This window comes from Novilysobacter viscosus (assembly GCF_046600715.1).
GTDB lineage: Bacteria > Pseudomonadota > Gammaproteobacteria > Xanthomonadales > Xanthomonadaceae > Lysobacter_C > Lysobacter_C viscosus.
This window is the reverse complement of the sequence record NZ_JBJMAV010000001.1, coordinates 488,723-506,299: the sequence shown is the minus strand read 5'-3', so window position 1 is coordinate 506,299 and position 17,577 is coordinate 488,723. Positions and strand designations below refer to the sequence as shown.

Sequence of the window (17,577 nt, the reverse complement as noted above, 5' to 3'; positions counted from 1 at the left end):
GGCGCCCTGACGCGCGGGCAGGCAGTGGGGTTCCTTCGCCGCCGGGGCTACAATTCGGGTCTTGTCCGAAACCGACAGACCGAGGGTGCCAACGTGGATTTTCGTTTCACCGAAGAGCAGTTGATGATCCAGGACGTGGCCCGGCGCATTGCGCAGGAAAAGATCGCGCCCAGTGCCGAGCACCACGACCGCACCGGCGAATTCCCCCTGGAGAACATCCGCACCCTGGGTGAGAACGGCCTGATGGGCATCGAGGTGCCGGCCGAGTACGGCGGCGCCGGCATGGACCCGATCAGCTACGTGCTGGCGATGATCGAGATCGCCGCGGCCGACGCCGCCCACTCGACCATCGTGTCGGTGAACAACTCGCTGTTCTGCAACGGCATCCTCAAGTTCGGCACCGAGGAGCAGAAGCAGACCTACGTGCGGGCGATCGCGGAAGGGCGCGAGATCGGGGCCTTCGCACTGACCGAGCCGCAGTCGGGCTCCGACGCCACGGCCATGCGCTGCCGTGCGGTCAAGCGCGACGACGGCGGCTACACGATCAACGGCAAGAAGAGCTGGATCACCTCGGGCCCGGTCGCCAAGTACTTCGTGCTGTTCGCGGTGACCGATCCGGACAAGGGTGCGCGCGGCATCACCGCGTTCCTGGTCGATGGCGACCGCGAGGGCTTCCACCGCGGCAAGACCGAGCCCAAGCTCGGCATCCGCGCCTCGGCCACGTGCGAGATCGAGTTCCAGGACTACGTCGCCCGGGCCGAGGACGTGCTGGGCGAAGAAGGGCAGGGCTTCAAGATCGCCATGGGGGTGCTGGACGCCGGCCGCATCGGCATCGCCAGCCAGGCCATCGGCATCGCCCGCGCCGCCTACGAGGCCACGCTGGACTACGTCAAGGAGCGCAAGGCCTTCGGCCAGCCCATCGGCGCGTTCCAGATGACCCAGGCCAAGATCGCCGACATGAAGTGCAAGCTGGATGCGTCGATGCTGCTGACCCTGCGCGCGGCCTGGCAGAAGGGCGAGGCCGACCGTACCGGGGGCCGGTTCAGCAACGAGGCCGCCATCGCCAAGCTCACCGCATCGGAGGCGGCGATGTGGATTGCCCACCAGGCGGTGCAGATCCACGGTGGCATGGGCTACTCCAAGGAGATGCCGATCGAGCGCTACTTCCGCGACGCCAAGATCACCGAGATCTACGAAGGCACCAGCGAGATCCAGCGCCTGGTCATCGCCCGCAACGAGACCGGCCTGCGCTGAACATGCGCGCACGGCGCGGCCCGCTGCACACCGGAACGCCACGTGGCGTGCCGGTGCCGCGTGGGCCGCTTTGCAACGCGAAGTCCGCCACCTCCCGAATCCCCCCTGGCCCGTGCGAAAGCGCGGGCCTCATTGCATCGGATCCCACGATTCCATGAGCACTGCACGCAAGGCCCCGAACAAGAGCAGCCGCCCGGTCGCCAAGAAAACCGGCAAGGCTGCGTCCGTCAAGAAGGCGCCCGCCCCGAAGAAGGCAGGCAAACCTGCGACCCGCGCGGGTGGCCGCGCGTCGGGCAGCGTTCCGCTGTCGCCCATCGTCGCCGCCATGCGCAAGCGCATGCCGGCCGCACGCCAGGCCGAAGCCGAGGCGTTCGTCCGCGCGTTCTACCAGCGCATGGGCGAAGACGAGTTGCCGCAGCACAGCGCAGAGGCCTGGGCGGCACTGGCGGCCGACTTCCTCGAGTTCGCCCGGACCCGCAAGCCGGGCACGGCCCGGGTGCGCCTGTTCACCCCCGGCCTGAAGAGCCATGGCTGGGAGTCGCCGCACACCGTCCTGCAGATCGTCAACGACGACATGCCGTTCCTGGTCGACTCGGTGACGATGGCCCTTTCCGAGCTGGGCATCGGCGTCCACGTGATGGGCCACCCCGTGGTTGCGATGGAGCGCGACAAGGCCGGCCGGCTGGCGGAAGTCGGACGCGGCGAGGCCGAATCCCTGATGCACCTGGAAATCGACCGGCAGGCGCCCGATGCGATGCCGGAGATCGAACGCGCGGTGCTGGCGGTGCTGGCCGACGTGCGGGCGATCGTGCGCGACTGGGCGGTCATGCGCGGCCGCATGGTCGAAGTGGCCGACGCGCTGGACAGCCAGCCGTTGCCGGGTACCGAAGCCGGTCGCGCCGAGGCCCAGGAGTTCCTGCGCTGGGCCGCGGGCGAACATTTCACCTTCCTGGGCTATCGCGAGTACCGGGTCGCCGAGCGGGACGGAAAGGAAGTGCTGTGCGCGGTGGAGGACACCGGCCTGGGACTGCTGCGCGGCAAGGATGCGGGCAAGCCGCGCCCGCTGACGTCGCTGGCGGCGCATTACATGCCGCAGTCAGGCGCCGTGGACGCGTTGATCCTGACCAAGACCAACGCCCGCTCCACCGTGCACCGCCCGGGCTACATGGACTACATCGGCGTGCTCGAGTTCGACGAGGCCTGCAAGCCGGTGCGCGAGCACCGCTTCCTCGGGCTGTACACCTCCAGCGCGTACAGCCGGCGGCCGTGGGACATCCCGGTGGTGCGCCAGCGGCACGAATTCGTCATGGAACAGTCCGGGTTGCCGGCCAACAGCCACAGCGGCAAGGCGTTGCGCCACATCCTGGAGACGCTGCCGCGCGACGAGCTGTTCCAGTCCAGCGGAGACGAGCTGCTCAGGACCGCTACCGGCATCCTCGGCCTGCAGGAGCGCGTGCGCAGCCGGCTGTTCCTGCGCCGGGACCGCTACGGCCGCTTCTTCTCCGGTCTGGTCTACATCCCGCGCGACCGGTTCAACACCGACGTGCGCCTGCGCATCGAGGCGATGCTCAAGCGCGTGCTGCACGGCGAGCACGTGGACACCACGGTGGTCCTTGGCGAGTCGCCGCTGGCGCAGTTGCACCTGCTGGTCCGGCCCAAGTCCGGCGAGGCCATCCAGGTCGACAACGCCGCGATCGAAGCGGAACTGGCCGAGATCGTGCGCAACTGGCAGGACGACCTTCGCGAACAGCTCGTCGCCCGTAATGGAGAGGAGCGCGGCCTGCAACTGGCCAGCCTGTACGGGAAGGCCCTGCCGGCCGGGTACATCGAGAACATCTCGGCCAAGGTGGCGGCCACCGACGTGGAGCACCTGGCCGCGCTGGCCCAACCCGGAGACCTCGGGCTGAGCCTGTTCCGGGCCCACCACGGCACCGGCGGGCTGCGCTTCAAGTTCTACCGGCAGCAGGACGACATCCCGCTCTCGGACGCGCTGCCGATGATGGAGAACATGGGCCTGCGGGTGATCACCGAGCACCCGTACCGCCTGTATGCCAATGGCATGCTGATGTACATCCAGGACTTCGAGGTCGAGACCACGGTCGAGTTCGACGTGGAGTCGCTGGACGAGAACTTCGAGGAGGCGTTCGAGCGCATCTGGCGCGGCGAGGCCGAGAACGACGGCTTCAACCGGCTGATCATCGCCGCCGGGCTCTCGTGGCGGCAGGTCGCGATGCTGCGTGCCTACTGCAAGTACCTGCAGCAGTTGGGCGTGCCGTTCTCCCAGGCCTACGTCGAGGAAACGCTGACCCGCTATCCGCTGCTGTCGCGGCTGCTGGTGGAACTGTTCGAAGCCCGGTTCGACCCTGCAACGGGCAAGGAAAGCAAGGCCGAGGTCAAGGCCGGGATCGCGGCACTGCAGCAACAGTTCCAGGCGCTGGCGTCGGGCGACGAAGCCACGCAGGCAGCGCTGGACCGGGTCCTCGCCTCGCGTAGCGGCACCCGCGACGAGCAGGTGGAAGCCACCCGCAAGGCCCTGTCCAAGCTGATCGACAACGTCTCCAGCCTGGACGAGGACCGCATCCTGCGCAGCTACATCGGCGTGATCGACGCCACCCTGCGCACCAGCTATTACCAGGCCGGCGCCGGTGGAGCGGGCAAGGGCTACGTCAGCTACAAGTTCGACTCCGCGCAGGTGCCTGACCTGCCCAAGCCGCGCCCCTACCGCGAGATCTTCGTGTACGGCCCGCGGGTGGAAGGCATCCACCTGCGCTTCGGTCCGGTGGCACGTGGTGGCCTGCGCTGGTCGGACCGCCGCGAGGATTTCCGCACCGAGGTGCTGGGCCTGGTCAAGGCGCAGATGGTCAAGAACACGGTCATCGTCCCGGTCGGCTCCAAGGGCGGTTTCATCAGCAAGCGCCCCCCGGTGGGTGGTGACCGAGACGCGATCTGGGCCGAGGGCGTGGCCTGCTACAGGATGTTCATCCACGGCCTGCTGGACATCACCGACAACCTCGTCGATGGCAAGGTCGTGCCGCCGGCGGACGTGGTCCGCCACGACGGCGACGACCCGTACCTGGTGGTGGCCGCCGACAAGGGCACGGCCACCTTCTCGGACATCGCCAACGGCATCGCCCGCGAGCACGGCTACTGGCTCGACGACGCCTTCGCGTCCGGTGGTTCGGTCGGCTACGACCACAAGGGCATGGGCATCACCGCCAAGGGCGCGTGGGAGTCGGTCAAGCGGCACTTCCGCGCCATGGGCCGCGACAGCCAGAAGCAGGACTTCACCGCGGTCGGCATCGGCGACATGTCCGGTGACGTGTTCGGCAACGGGATGTTGCTGAGCCGGCATATCCGCCTGGTGGCGGCGTTCGACCACCGGCACATCTTCCTGGACCCCGATCCGGATGCGGCGCGCACGTTCAAGGAGCGCCAGCGGATGTTCAAGCTGCCGCGATCCAGCTGGGCCGACTACGACACCTCGCTGATCAGCAAGGGCGGCGGCGTGTATGCGAGGTCGCTCAAGTCGATCCCGGTCTCGCCGGAAGTGCGCGAGGTCCTGGGCATCGAAGGCACCGCAAGTGCGTTGAGCCCCAACCAGTTGATGGCGGCCATCCTCAAGGCGCCGGTCGACCTGTTGTGGAACGGCGGCATCGGCACCTACGTGAAGTCCAGCAGTGAGACACATGCCGATGTCGGGGACCGTGCCAACAACGCCCTGCGGGTCGACGGACGCGAGCTTCGCAGCAAGGTGGTGGGCGAGGGTGGCAACCTGGGCCTGACCCAGCTCGGCCGTATCGAAGCGGCCCAGCACGGCGTGCTGCTCAATACCGACTTCATCGACAACTCCGCAGGCGTGGACACCTCCGACCACGAGGTGAACATCAAGATCCTGCTCAACGGCCAGGTACAGAAGAAGAAGCTCGCCATCGAGGCGCGCAACAAACTGCTTGCCGCCATGACCGGCGAGGTCGAGCAACTGGTGCTGGTCGACAACTACCGGCAGAACCAGGCCATCAGCCTGATGGAGCGCATGAGCATCCCGCGGCTGGGCTCCAAGCAGCACTTCATCCGCACGCTGGAGTCCCAGGGGCTGCTGGACCGGCAGATCGAGTTCCTGCCTTCGGATGCCGAACTGGCCGAACGCAAGGCGCGTGGCCAGGGGCTGACCCGGCCGGAGCTGGCGGTGCTGCTGTCCTACGCCAAGCTGGTGCTGTTCGACCAGCTGGTGCAATCGAACGTGCCCGAGGACCCCTACCTGTCCAAGGAACTGGTGCGCTATTTCCCCCAGCCGTTGCAGGAGAAGTATTCCAAGGCCATGGGCGACCACCGCCTGAAGCGCGAGATCATCGCTACCGCGGTCACCAATTCGATGGTCAACCGCATGGGCGCGACGTTCGTCATGCGCATGCAGGAAGACACCGGTCGCAGCCCGGCGGAGATCGCCGAGGCCTACACCATCGCCCGCGAGGCGCTCGACGCACGCGATCTCTGGGCCCAGGTCGATGCGCTGGACGGCAAGGTGGCCGAGGCTGCGCAGATCGATGCCCTGCAGACCATCTGGCAGTTGATGCGCACGATGTCGCGGTGGCTGCTTTCGCGCCCGGGTCCGATGCCGGAGATCGCCACGGCAATGGCGCGCTACGGCGACGGCTTCAAGGCCGTGCGCGCGGCGCTGCCGGCGGTGCTGTCGCAGGTACGCCGGGAAACGTTCGATTCCCGGCTGCAGGAGTGGAAGGACAAGGGCTTTCCGTTCGCACTGTCCAACGAGCTGGCCGCGCTCCCCTTGCTCGAGTTCGGCTGCGACATCGTCGAGATATCGCGTTCGCGCAAGCTGCCACCGGCGGAAGTGGCGCGGGGCTACTTCGCGCTGGGTGCGGCGTTGCACCTGCCCTGGTTGTACGAGCAGGTCGATGCGCTGACCGTCGACGGCCGCTGGCAGGCACTGGCCCGCGGCGCGTTGCGCGATGAGCTGGGCAACCAGCAACGCCTGCTGGTCAGCCAGATCCTGTCCAGCGGAGGCAAGCTGCCGCCGGAGGAGAAAGTCACCGCCTGGCTGCAGCGCGAAAACCCCGCGCTTCGCTTCACCCAGGCGATGCTGGCCGACCTGCTCAGCCAGAAGTCCCTCGACTACCCCACGGTATCGGTGGCGGTCAGGCGGCTGGCGCAGATCGCGGCGGAAGGCGAGTAACGGGTCGGGGCCGGAGGCCGAAGTGCCACCGGCTCTGGATTGCACTCGCGCGGCGCAGGGGGTCGGACCCGATGCCGCGGGAGTCGTCATCCGGAGGGGCGGCTTCAGCCGCGAGCCCGGACCGGTTGGTTTCAATCGTGACGGTCTAGGCTGAAGCCGCTTCGGCAGCCGACCGGGCGCCAGGGCATCCTGGCGCCCCGGGTTATCCTGCGGCCTTCGTCCACGGAGCCGGCCATGACCTCGACCCCGCGCATCGCCTTCCTCGCCAGCCGGACTGGGGAGGCGCAACGCGCCTGCGAAGAGCTGGTCAAGCTGCATGGGGACCACGCCCCGGAGGACGCCGACATGCTCGTCGCGCTGGGCGGCGACGGCTTCATGCTGCAGACCCTCCACCGCCATGGCAGCCTCGGCAAGCCGGTGTACGGCATGAAGCTGGGCACGATCGGCTTCCTGATGAACCAGCAGCGGATGGACCGGCTGGTCGAACGCCTTCACGCGGCCGAGCCGGCGGTGTTGCGCCCGCTGGAAATGGTCGCGCAGACCGAGTCGGGCGCCACCGTCGGCTCCCTGGCGTACAACGAGGTCTCGCTGCTGCGCCAGACCCGCCAGGCCGCCCACTTGTCGATCGAGTTGAACGGGCAGGTCCGCCTTGACGAACTGATCTGCGACGGCGTGATGGTCGCGACGCCTGCCGGCAGCACGGCCTACAACTTCTCGGCCCACGGCCCGATCCTGCCGCTGGGCACCAACGTGGTGGCGCTGACGCCGATCGCCGCCTTCCGGCCGAGGCGCTGGCGCGGCGCGGTGATCAAGGCCGATACCGAAGTCCGCTTCCGCGTACTCGACCCCTACAAGCGCCCGGTCAGTGCGACCGCGGATTCCCACGAAGTGCGCGACGTGGTCGAGGTGATGATCCGCGAGTCCCACGACCGCACCGTCACCCTGCTGTTCGACCCGGAGCACAACCTCGAGGAGCGGATGCTGGCGGAGCAGTTCACCAGCGGGTGAGAGTGAGGCAGGCTCCTGCCGCCGTGCACAGATCAGTCCAGCGGGCGCTCGCTGGTACGGCACCACCGGGCACGCGCAGGCTTGCGGGCTTCGGGCCCGACAGAGACCCTGCGCATGCCGTGCCCGTGTCCCGTCCGTACAGATGGGTGGCAGGAAGATGCGTTCCCGTCGCACGCCCTGCGACCCGCCGGGTGCAGAATGGCGCCATGCCAGACGCCAATGCCGACCCCCTGATCGTCGCGATCTCCTCGCGCACCCTGTTCGACCTGGAGGACAGCCACGCGCTGTTCGAGGCCGAGGGCATCGACGCCTATGCGGCTTTCCAGCGCCAGCGCGAGGACGACCTGCTGACCCCGGGCATCGCCTTCCCGCTGGTGCGCAAGTTGCTGGCGCTCAACGAAGGCTCGCCGGCGGAGGCCCCGCGCGTCGAGGTGATCCTGATCTCGCGCAATTCCGCCGATACCGGACTGCGGATCTTCAACTCCATCGCCCACCACGGGCTGGCGATCAAGCGTGCGGCCTTCAGCAACGGCGCGCCGCCGTTCCCGTACATCCGTCCGTTCAACGCCGACCTGTTCCTGTCGACCCATGCCGAAGACGTGGGCAAGGCACTGGAAGCGGGCGTAGCCGCCGCGACCCTGCTGCCGGCGCGGGCGCCACAGCACCGGTTCGACCAGCTGCGCATCGCCTTCGACGGCGATGCGGTGATCTTCGACGACGAAGGCGAGCGGGTGTCGCGGGAGGGTGGGCTGGCGGCCTTTGCCGAGCACGAGCGCAGCCGCGCCGGCGAGCCTTTGTCGGGCGGTCCGTTCCGGGGCTTCCTGGATGCCTTGCATCGCCTGCAGGCGGCGTTCCCGCCGGGGCTGGACTCGCCGATCCGCACGGCCCTGGTCACCGCCCGATCGGTCCCTGCGCATGAGCGCGTGATCCGGACCCTGCGCGACTGGGGCATCCGCCTGGACGAGGCGCTGTTCCTGGGCGGGCGCCCGAAAGGTCCATTCCTTGAGGCCTTCGGCGCGGACATCTTCTTTGACGATTCAGAGCACAACATCGCGTCGGCGCAGGGCCTGGTCGCCGCCGGACACGTACCCCACGGGATCGCCAACCGGCCCTGAGCGGCCGGGCGCCGTCCGGCAGGCTCAGTCGGCCGTCCGGCCGGCTAGTCGGCTCCGGTCGGCTCGGACAGCGGCAGGCGGATATCGGTCAGGCGCCAGGCCAGGCCGTTCCGGGTCAGCACGAAGACGGTCGGGTTGCCGGCCGGGTCCTGCACCGTGGCGGTGAAACGCGAGGCTGATTCGAAGCCGTAGCTGGCCCCCTCCATCGGGTCGTCCGGGGGCTCATGGGCGACGCTGTCGTTGCGGTCGATGCCGCCGCCGGTGATGCGATGCAGCACTCCGCGGCCCTCCATCATCGCCCCCACGCCCGCCGGGGTGGTCAGTGCGTCGACCGCACCGCCCGCGACGCCGCTGGCGATCTGCACCGCGATCGAGCCGAAGGGATGGGACTGGACGTCGGGCCCCGCCTGGCGGACCACGTAGTCGTCGACCTGGACCTTCAGGTTGCGGCGCAGGACGGGGAAGTCGATGTGCTTGGACAACTCGGCGCTGTTCTGCGTTTCCACCGCCTTGCGCATCGCGTTGATGGTCAGGAACGGACCCGCCGCGAGATAGCCCAGCAACGCCAGGCCCAACACCACCAGCACCACGACGACCTTGTTCATCCACCGCTCCGCTCGGTCAGCAAGGCGGGCAGCTTAGCCAATCGCCGCGCGCCATGGCCATTCCCCGCAGGGCGCGGTAGAGACGCGGGCCGGCGCCATGGCCGGCCCGCGACGCCTGTCAGTCCACGATGCGCGCGGCTCGCTCGCGCCGCTCCACCGGTGCCATCCTCGACTGGTCGTTGAGTTCGAGCTGGCGCAACTCGTAAGGCGCGCCGTAGCCCGGGGGCAGGTGCGCGCGATCGAACGCAAGCACCAGCTCGCCACGACCCGGCGCCATCCACCGGGCCGAGTGGGCCACCGACACCGGACGTGCCACGCCGTCGGGCGCGGTCGCGTAGAGCGTGCCGCGCGCCTCGTAGCGGCCTGGAGCGGCGGCATCCACCGGCAGCGCGAAGCGCAACCGGCGTGCATCGAACCGGTAGCCGCCGTCCAGGCGCGCGGTGGGCAGTGCCACCGAGAAGGCCGTGCGTGCATCGCGCTGGACCTCGCCGTTGCCGGCGAACACCTGCACCTCCCACAACCCCGGCGCGTCGCCCACGTCGGCCGGCACGGGTGCGCGTCCACGCAGGATGCCGTCGCGACCGGGCTTGAGCTGGACCGGCCAGGTGCGGCCGTCCGGCGCCACCAGCAGACCCTCCGCCCGTGTTCCGCGCAATCGCCGCGCGCCTTCCTGCAGGTTGACCGCGATGTCGGCGCGCCCCCCCGCCAGTACCCGGTCACGGCCAAGTGCCGCGAACAGGCGGATATCGCTTTCGGGCTCGTATACATGCACGACGTAGCGGCCGCGGGCATCGGGCGCGCGCAATGCGAATGCCCCGGCGCCCGCGCGGCGTTCCAGCTGCACCGCCGCCGAGCCATCGGGCACGGCCAGGCCGGCGGCCTGCAGCTGGGCGGCAGGCGTGCGGCTCGCCAGCGGCACCGCGCGCCCACCCCGGGTGACCTGCAGCGCCCGGGCATCGACGGGTGTGGCGCCCGCCGCAGGGCTGACGCGCACCAGTGCGCCGGGCGCGCTGGCCTGCAGGGACACCCCGCGCCGCAGCTCGGCGGCGTCCACGGTGCGCCAGTATTCGCGGCTTTCGGTGACGTGGGGACGTGGCGGGGTGATGTCGGTGCCCGGGTCCACGCGCCAGCTGTACTGCACTGGCTCGCGTTCGACCGTGTGGGAGGGCGGGGGTGCCTGGATGGCACGCTGCGGCGTCATGTCGCGGCCACCGCTGGGCAGCATCGGGGTGGTGGGCGCCTGTGCGTGGATGGCTCCGGTGCAGGCGAGCAGGGCAATAGCGCAGAGAGTGGTGGTCGTTCGCATGGTCGGTGTCCTCATTGGCCCAGGTCGTTGCGCAGGACGGTGTTGAGCCCGAAGCACGGTCGTCGGCTCTGGTTGTGGCTGAGCGGTTCGCGCCCGGCCATGCGGGTCTTGTCGGTGAACCACACGGTGCCGGCCGCCGACTGGCTGGCGCACTCCAGGAATCCGTCAGAGCACGAGTCCAGCCACCACTGCGTGGTCTCAAGGCCAACGTTCTCAGCGTATCCCCCGCAATAGCTGTCCGCGTCCCACACCGCGCTATCCACGTCGGTGCCGACGACGCTGCGGAAGGCGCGGGGCAAGGTGGGCCGGCCGGCGGTTCCGTAGAGGTAGTTGCCGTTGTAGTAGGCCATCCAGCTTTCCTGCTGCTGGCGCACCGCGTCGGAGGCGTAGCCCAGCAACCAGCCCAGCGACCGTTCGAAGGTGTTGCCGTTCATCACCGCGTCGGCCAGCGGGGTACCGGCCGAGGAGGGCGCCAGCGCGTTGACGCGAACGACGCGATCGATGATAGCGGGGTAGCGGCTGTCCCAGGTCGGGTTGGACAGGATCCAGCGCATCACGTTGCCGCCATTGGAATGGGTGATCACGACAAGCCGGGTGATCCCCCGTGCCTGGATGAAGCTGCTGAGCTGGCCCGCCAGGCACCCCGCGGCACCCTGGTCCCACATGTAGCGGCTGAAATCGCAATTGACGACGGTGTAGTTGGCCGGGTCCGGCAGGCCCTGGCGGACCGAATCGACCATTTTCGGCGTCCAGTAGTCCTGGTAGGCATTGGACTGCTGACCGGTGCCGTGTACGAACGCGACGCCGGTATTGGCCTGGACGGCCACGGTCGGCAAGGCGGCCAGCGCGGCCGCCCACAGGTACTTGCGCATGATTCCTCTCCCTGAATCCCCAAAGGCGCAGTCCGTTGGCCTCCTGCCATCCGTTGCGCGGTCCCGCGGCGGTCATCCATGCGCCGGCGTATCGAGACGGACTATCGGCGCCGGCGGCGCCGAAGTCATGTCGCAGTGCGGGAAAGGGTCAGGGTGCGCGCGGTGGCGAAGCCGCCTTCAGAACTCCAGGTCCAGGGCCGCACACAGGTAGTCCACGAACGGGGCGAGGGTGGCCAGGTCGCGTTCCAGCGCCTCGAGCAGCCGCGGACCGGTCATTACGACGTCGTCAAGGGATGCGACGGCCACATGGTTCTTTCGGCGCAGGTCGTCGTCGAACCCGGACCCCGCCGGGTAGCCGCGCGGCACCCGCACCAGCATGTTGCCCTGGTCCAGCTCGAACCTCGTTCGGAACGCCTCGCCGCGGCTGGCGGCCTTCCAGCTGTCGGGGTTGTCGAGGATGAACTGCCGGATGCGGCGCAGCGTCGGCGTATCCGGGCGCCACAAGCCCCCGCCGATGAAGCACCGACCCTCCTGCAGGTGCAGGTAGAACGAGGGCGCGGTGACCTGCCGGCTGCGCTCGTGGAACAGCCGCGCGCCCTGCCAGGACTTGTACGGGGTCTTGTCGTTGGCGAAGCGGGTGTCGCGCTGGATCCGGAACAGCGAGCCGCCTACTGTCTTCGGCTCGGCCCGGTAGTGCGTACTGACCCCCGCGAGGAGCGGTTGCAGGTCGCCCAGCAGGCGCTGGAACGGTTCGCGCACATGCGCTTCGTAGTCAGCCTTGTGCGCCTGGAACCAGGGGCGGTTGTTGTTGCCCGCCAGTGCTCGCAGGAAGCCGAAGCTCTTGTCGGTGAAGTACGCGGCCATGGTCGCTCAAGGACGGAAGTCGGCGCCCAGTCTGGCCCGCCTCAGGTCAGACCGGCGTCGAGGTCGCGGCGCCAGGCCTCGATGTGGTCCAGCAGCGCCAGCCCGCGGCCGTCACCGGCGTTCGCGCAGCTGGCGCGAAGCGTGGCAAGTTCCGCGTCGAAGCGTTCGAACGTGTACTCCGAGAGGCCGGCGTCGGTGCGCAGGCGCCGGCGCCGGTATTCGTCCCAGTGGGCCTTTTCGTCGGCAGACAGCGTATCGGGCCAGTTGCGGGCGCGGTAGCGCAGCAGCAGCTCGGGCAGGCGCGTGTCGCGGAAGCCGAACACGCGGCGGGCCAGCGTCCCCGGCGGGGTGGTGCGCACCTCGGCCAGGACACGCCGATCGCCCTCGGCGAGGAAGCCGTCGTAGAGCGCGGCGTCGGGGTCGGACGGCGCGCGGTCGCGCTGGACGCCGAAGACCTGGCGGACCTTCTCAGCCAGGGCCGGGCCGGCAGCACGCAGCTGCCGGGCATGGTCCTCGATCCGCACCGCGTCAATGCCTAGGCGCTCGAAGTCGGTCGGGCGCAAGTGCGTCCAGTCCACGAGGGCGGGGCAGCGGTTGAAGTGGATTTCCTTGAGCGCGATTCGCTCTTCGCCTTCTGGCAGGTCGGCGGCCGGGGTGTACAGCCGGTCGGCGATTTCATCGGGCGCGAGCGCCAGCAGCCGTTCGGGTGATTGCCCCAGGTCGAACACGATCACCCGGCTGTCGATGAAGGGGTGGCGTGCAATGGGCAGGACCGGGGCGGCGCACAGGCGGCTGGCCGGGAAGCGCTGCGAGACGTGGAGTACCGGCTGCATCGCCGTGGGGTCGAGCATCCGCGCAGCGAAGCGCTTGTCGCGCAACTTGAGCGCGTAGTCCCAGAGCCGCGGCTGCGCCTGGCGCAGCTTTCGCGCCAGCCCGATCAACGCCCGCACGTCCGACAGCGCCTCGTGTGCGTCGCCCTCGCGCACCCCGTTGGCCATCGCCAGGTGCTCGAGCTTGAACGAGGTCGCGCCGTCCTCGCGTTTGGGCCACACCAGGCCCTCCGGGCGCAGGGCGTGCGCAAGTCGCATCACGTCCAGAAGGTCCCAGCGCGAGTTGCCGCCGCGCCATTCTCGCTCGTACGGGTCGTGGAAATTGCGGAACAGGCCGTGGCGGATGAACTCGTCGTCGAAGCGCAGCGAGTTGTAGCCCAGCGTGCAGGTTTCCGGCCGCGCCATTTCATCGACGATGCGCGAGAACGCCTCGGCCTCGTTGACGCCCTCGGCCATCGCCCGTTGCGGCGTGATGCCGGTGACCAGGGTGGCGCCGGGCGAGGGCAGCAGGTCATCGGCGGGCTTGACGAAGAAGCTGACCGGCTCGTCCACAGGGTTGAGTCCGGCGTCGGTGCGGATAGCCGCGAACTGCGCGATGCGCGTGGTGCGCGGATCCGCGCCGAAGGTTTCCAGGTCGTAGAAGAGGAAGCTGGCGGGCATTGCTTACGTTCCCTGTTTGCGGGCGCGACGTGGGTCAGGATCTGTTCTGAGACCCGCTGGCGTGTCGTGGTCGCGACTCACGTCGCTGCTACAGGACGTTGTCGGCGGGGAGGGGCGACAGGCGTTCGCGCACCGCCTCATCCACGACGTCCCAATCAAGCGTGTCGAGGCTGGCGTGTCCGCGCGTCAGCTCGACCAGCAGCTCGCGCTGGACCTGGCCGCGCTCGAAAGCCACGCCATACGGGATCCGACTGAACGTGACCATCCAGTAGCGCGGCACGAAGCGGTCCGGGTGGCGCTCGGCGAGGGTCCGCTCCAGCGTGCGTTGCAGCAGGAAGTCGTCGTCATCCACCCGGTCGCGCATCTCCAGGTAGTTCTCGAGCGCCATCGCCTGGATCGCGCGGGAGTCGGGCAGGCGCTCGGCCTGGAACGCAGCGAATGCCCGGCCGCAGTCGTCGGCGTGTTCCAGGTGGTCGGCCAGGGCCACGCAGTCCTCGAACGCGCAGTTCATGCCCTGGCCATGGAACGGCACCATCGCGTGCGCCGCGTCGCCCACCAGCACCGCGCGGCCCTGCAGGTGCCAGCGGTCCAGGTAGAGCGTGGCCAGCAGGCCGGCCGGGTTGCGCTCGAAGTCCTGCTCCAGATCGGGGATGAGCGCGAGCGCGTCGGCGAAGTCGCGTTCGAACAGCTCCCGCGCCGTGGCGCCATCACGGACGGTCTCGAAGCTCGGATCGCCCGGCCGCTCGGACTCGTTGGGCAGGAACAGGGTGACGGTGAAGGTGCGCTCGTCGTTGGGCAGTGCGATGCACATGTACCGGCCGCGCGGCCAGATGTGCAGCGCGTTGGGCTCGATCCGGAACGCGCCGTCTTCCGCGGGCGGGATTTCCAGCTCCTTGTACGAGTGGCCAAGGAAGTCGGTGCGCTCGCCCAGTTCAGTGCAGGCCGCCATCTGGCGACGCAGCGTGGAACCGGCCCCGTCGGCGCCAACCAGCGCCGAGAAGTCGACCGGGTGTTCGCTGCCGTCCCTCGGGTCGAGGAAAGTCGCCGTATCGGTATCGAAGTCGACGCGCTCAAGGCCCCGGTGGAAGTGGATGCGCGCGCCCGCCTGCCCGGCGATATCGAGCAGGGTGATGTTGAGCTCGCCCCGATGGACCGACCAGATCACCTCGCTGTCGTCGCGCCCATAGCGCTGCAGGTCGGTCCGGCCATCGGCGAAGTGCACCATCCGCCCGCGCATCATGACCGCGTGGGCCATGACCGCTTCGTCCGCGCCCGCCAGCTGCAGCGCGTGGCGGCCACGCTCGGCCAGCGCCAGGTTGATCGATCGCCCCCCTTCGTACCCCTTCAAACGCGGGTCACCGCGCTTCTCGTACACGTCGACCGACCACCCCCGCCGGGCGAGCAGGGTGGCCAGCAACGCCCCCGCCAGGCCAGCACCGACGATGGTGATGCGGCGATCAGCCATGGCGCCATTCCCCCACGGTGCGCGCGAACCTGAGGACGTCGGCGTGGGTGTTGTAGAGCGGGGCGGGGGAGATGCGGATGACGTCGGGCTCACGCCAGTCGCCCAGCACGCCGTGCTCGGCGAGGTGGGCGAACAGGGCGCGGCCGTTCTCGCGGCCGCCGGCCACGCGCAGCGAGAGCTGGCAGCCGCGCTGTGCCGGGTCGGCGGGGGTGAGGATCTCCAGCCGGTCGGACAGGCGTTCGCGGATCAGCGTTTCCAGGTAGCCGGTGAGACGCCTGGACTTCGCACGCAGAGCCGGCATGCCGACGCGGTCGAACAACTCGAGCGATGCGCGCAGCGGCGCCAGCCCGAGGATCGGCGGGTTGCTGAGCTGCCATCCCTCGGCGCCGGGCGTGGGCACGAACTCGGGTCCCATGCGGAAGCGGCTGTGCACGTCGTGGCCCCACCAGCCGGCGAAGCGTGGCCGCTCGGTTCGTGCATGTCGCGCGTGGACGAAGCAGCCCGCGACCGCGCCGGGCCCGCTGTTGATGTACTTGTAGTGGCACCACACCGCGAAGTCGGCGTTGCTGTCGTGCAGTGCCAACTCCAGGTTGCCGGCGCCGTGGGCCAGGTCGAAACCGCACACCGCGCCCTGCGCATGCGCCAGGCGGGCGATCTCTTTCAGGTCGAACGCCTGGCCCGTGCGGTATTGCACGCCGGGCCACAGCACCAGCGCCAGCCGCGCGCCGTGCTCGCCTATGGCGTGCGCAATTGCGTCCATCGTGAACGTACCGCCGGGGCCGTCGGGCGCCAGCTCGATGAGGTCGGTCGCCGGGTCGAAGCCGTGGAACCCGACCTGCGAGGCCACCGCGTGGCGGTCCGACGGAAATGCACCGGCTTCGATCAGGATCGCCGGCCGCTCCCGGGTGGGGCGGTAGAAGCTCGCCATCATCAGGTGCAGGTTGGCGGTCAGCGAATTCATCGCGACCACTTCGATCGGCTCGGCGCCGACCAGGCGCGCCAGCGGCTCGCGCACGAGCTCGTGGTAGGTCATCCACTGCGCGTTGCCGGTGAAGTGGCCCTCCACCGCCTCGGTGGCCCACTTGTCCAGCACCTCCTCCACATGCGCGCGTGCGCCCCGCGGCTGCAGGCCAAGCGAGTTGCCGACGAAGTACGCCTGCTCGCTGTCGCCGAGGCGGGGGATGTGGAACTCGCCGCGCAGCGTCGGCAGTGGGTCGCTTGCGTCGAGTGCTTCGGCGTGGGTGTCGGAGAAGGAATCGGTCACGGGTATCGGAGTTCCATCGGTTGCAGCGGGTCTTCCTCGCTCGGCAGGCCCGCAGGCGTACGGGGGCTGCGGAGATCCTTCAGGCGGGTCGGAAGGGCGAATCAGGCGAACCGCGATTTCGGCAGCCCCAGCCACTCCAGGGCAGTGCCGTGGTACAGCCGCGCCTGTGCCTTTTCGTCCAGGCCCAGGGAGGCGATGCCCGCACCGGGCTCCTGTTCGCCCAGCGGGAACGGGTAGTCGGTGCCCAGCATGACCCGGTCCACGCCGCAGGTGTCGAGCAGGTAGCGCAGGGCACGGTCGTCGGCCACCCACGAATCGAAAAAGAACCGGCCCAGGTACTCGCGCGGATTGCGCGGGTTGTCGGTGGCGACAAGGTCGGGGCGCATGTTGAAGCCGTGCTCGATGCGGCCGATCGTGTACGGGAAGCTTCCGCCGCCGTGCGCCATGCACACCTTCAGCTTGGGCAGTCGCTCCATCACGCCGCCGAAGACCAGGCTGCACGCCGCCCGCGACTGTTCGGCCGGCATCCCCACCAGCCACGGCAGCCAGTACTTGGGCATGCTGTCGGTGCCCATCATGTCCCACGGATGGACCAGGATCGCCGCGCCCAGGTCGTTGGCGGCCTGGAAGAACTCGAACAGCTCGGGCGCGTCCAGGTTCCAGTGCTGGCCCGAGGCGCAGTTGACGTGGCTGCCGATCTGCACGCCCTGCAGGCCCAGCTGGTCCATGCACCGCTCAAGCTCCTGCACGGCCAGGCGCGGCGACTGCAGCGGCACCGTACCGATGCCGGCGTAGTGGCGTGGGTGGGCGCGGCAGGTCTCGGCCATGTGGTCGTTGAGCGCCTGGTGCAGTTCCAGCGCGTGGTGCGGCTTGGCCCAGTAGCTGAACATCACGGGCACCGTGCTGATGACCTGTACCTGCACGCCGAACCGCGCGTAATCGTCGATGCGCTCCTGCGCGTCCCAGGTCTTGGACCAGATCTCGCGGAAGAACTTGCCGTCCTTGTAGATGCGGTGCCGCCCGTCCTCGGTGTGGTGGATGACCGGGAAGCGGTCGTCGCCGTACTTGCGCGCGAGGTCGGGCCAGTCGCGCGGCAGGTAATGGGCGTGGATGTCGATCTTCAGCATGGAGTGTCCAGTCGGG

The 17,577-nt window shown here is 69.1% G+C and carries 12 protein-coding genes; 4 read left to right on the top strand and 8 right to left on the bottom strand.

Annotated features, from left to right (window positions below):
* Positions 1-24 precede the first annotated feature (24 nt).
* From ACJQWL_RS02355 to ACJQWL_RS02340, 4 genes are all read left to right on the top strand, one after another.
* Entirely contained in the window at positions 25-1,254 is a 1,230-nt protein-coding gene (locus ACJQWL_RS02355; RefSeq protein WP_411300681.1) for an acyl-CoA dehydrogenase family protein, read from the top strand.
* 154 nt (positions 1,255-1,408) lie between these two features.
* A complete protein-coding gene (locus ACJQWL_RS02350; RefSeq protein ID WP_330967656.1) occupies positions 1,409-6,445 on the top strand; it encodes an NAD-glutamate dehydrogenase in 5,037 nt (1,678 codons plus the stop codon).
* Positions 6,446-6,679: 234 nt separating this feature from the next.
* The gene (locus ACJQWL_RS02345; protein WP_330967655.1) at positions 6,680-7,453 is read left to right on the top strand and encodes an NAD kinase; all 774 of its coding nucleotides are present in this window, start codon (positions 6,680-6,682) and stop codon (positions 7,451-7,453) included.
* A 206-nt stretch (positions 7,454-7,659) separates the two neighbouring features.
* A complete protein-coding gene (locus ACJQWL_RS02340; RefSeq protein ID WP_330967654.1) occupies positions 7,660-8,568 on the top strand; it encodes a 5'-nucleotidase in 909 nt (302 codons plus the stop codon).
* 44 nt (positions 8,569-8,612) lie between these two features.
* On the opposite strand, the gene ACJQWL_RS02335 is transcribed toward ACJQWL_RS02340, so the two are convergent.
* The 8 genes from ACJQWL_RS02335 to ACJQWL_RS02300 all read right to left on the bottom strand — a co-directional run bounded on the left by ACJQWL_RS02335 (position 8,613) and on the right by ACJQWL_RS02300 (position 17,561).
* Entirely contained in the window at positions 8,613-9,173 is a 561-nt protein-coding gene (locus ACJQWL_RS02335) for a DUF2939 domain-containing protein (protein ID WP_330967653.1), read from the bottom strand.
* A gap of 118 nt (positions 9,174-9,291) precedes the next feature.
* Positions 9,292-10,479: a DUF4785 domain-containing protein gene (locus ACJQWL_RS02330; protein ID WP_411300680.1), complete on the bottom strand. Its 1,188-nt coding sequence runs from the start codon at positions 10,477-10,479 to the stop codon at positions 9,292-9,294.
* A gap of 11 nt (positions 10,480-10,490) precedes the next feature.
* A complete protein-coding gene (locus tag ACJQWL_RS02325; protein ID WP_330968236.1) occupies positions 10,491-11,351 on the bottom strand; it encodes a hypothetical protein in 861 nt (286 codons plus the stop codon).
* Positions 11,352-11,528: 177 nt separating this feature from the next.
* Entirely contained in the window at positions 11,529-12,215 is a 687-nt protein-coding gene (locus ACJQWL_RS02320) for a DUF2461 domain-containing protein (protein WP_330968235.1), read from the bottom strand.
* Positions 12,216-12,256: 41 nt separating this feature from the next.
* A complete protein-coding gene (gene sbcB / locus ACJQWL_RS02315) occupies positions 12,257-13,705 on the bottom strand; it encodes an exodeoxyribonuclease I (protein ID WP_330968234.1) in 1,449 nt (482 codons plus the stop codon).
* A gap of 88 nt (positions 13,706-13,793) precedes the next feature.
* Complete coding sequence (locus ACJQWL_RS02310; RefSeq protein ID WP_330968233.1) at positions 13,794-15,170, bottom strand: FAD-dependent oxidoreductase; 1,377 nt, start codon at positions 15,168-15,170, stop codon at positions 13,794-13,796.
* Complete coding sequence (gene kynU / locus ACJQWL_RS02305; RefSeq protein ID WP_330968232.1) at positions 15,163-16,434, bottom strand: kynureninase; 1,272 nt, start codon at positions 16,432-16,434, stop codon at positions 15,163-15,165. Before kynU ends, ACJQWL_RS02310 begins: the two co-directional genes overlap by 8 nt.
* Positions 16,435-16,535: 101 nt before the next feature.
* Positions 16,536-17,561, bottom strand: coding sequence for an amidohydrolase family protein (locus ACJQWL_RS02300; protein ID WP_330968231.1), 1,026 nt, complete (start codon positions 17,559-17,561; stop codon positions 16,536-16,538).
* Positions 17,562-17,577: the final 16 nt, after the last annotated feature.

Coding starts and splice junctions, on each gene's coding strand:
- ACJQWL_RS02350 (WP_330967656.1), top strand. CDS start 1,409: ATGAGCACTGCACGCAAGGCCCCGAACAAGAGCAGCCGCCCGGTCGCC.
- ACJQWL_RS02345 (WP_330967655.1), top strand. CDS start 6,680: ATGACCTCGACCCCGCGCATCGCCTTCCTCGCCAGCCGGACTGGGGAG.
- ACJQWL_RS02340 (WP_330967654.1), top strand. CDS start 7,660: ATGCCAGACGCCAATGCCGACCCCCTGATCGTCGCGATCTCCTCGCGC.
- ACJQWL_RS02335 (WP_330967653.1), bottom strand. CDS start 9,173: ATGAACAAGGTCGTCGTGGTGCTGGTGGTGTTGGGCCTGGCGTTGCTG.
- ACJQWL_RS02330 (WP_411300680.1), bottom strand. CDS start 10,479: ATGCGAACGACCACCACTCTCTGCGCTATTGCCCTGCTCGCCTGCACC.
- ACJQWL_RS02325 (WP_330968236.1), bottom strand. CDS start 11,351: ATGCGCAAGTACCTGTGGGCGGCCGCGCTGGCCGCCTTGCCGACCGTG.
- ACJQWL_RS02320 (WP_330968235.1), bottom strand. CDS start 12,215: ATGGCCGCGTACTTCACCGACAAGAGCTTCGGCTTCCTGCGAGCACTG.
- sbcB (WP_330968234.1), bottom strand. CDS start 13,705: ATGCCCGCCAGCTTCCTCTTCTACGACCTGGAAACCTTCGGCGCGGAT.
- ACJQWL_RS02310 (WP_330968233.1), bottom strand. CDS start 15,170: ATGGCTGATCGCCGCATCACCATCGTCGGTGCTGGCCTGGCGGGGGCG.
- ACJQWL_RS02300 (WP_330968231.1), bottom strand. CDS start 17,561: ATGCTGAAGATCGACATCCACGCCCATTACCTGCCGCGCGACTGGCCC.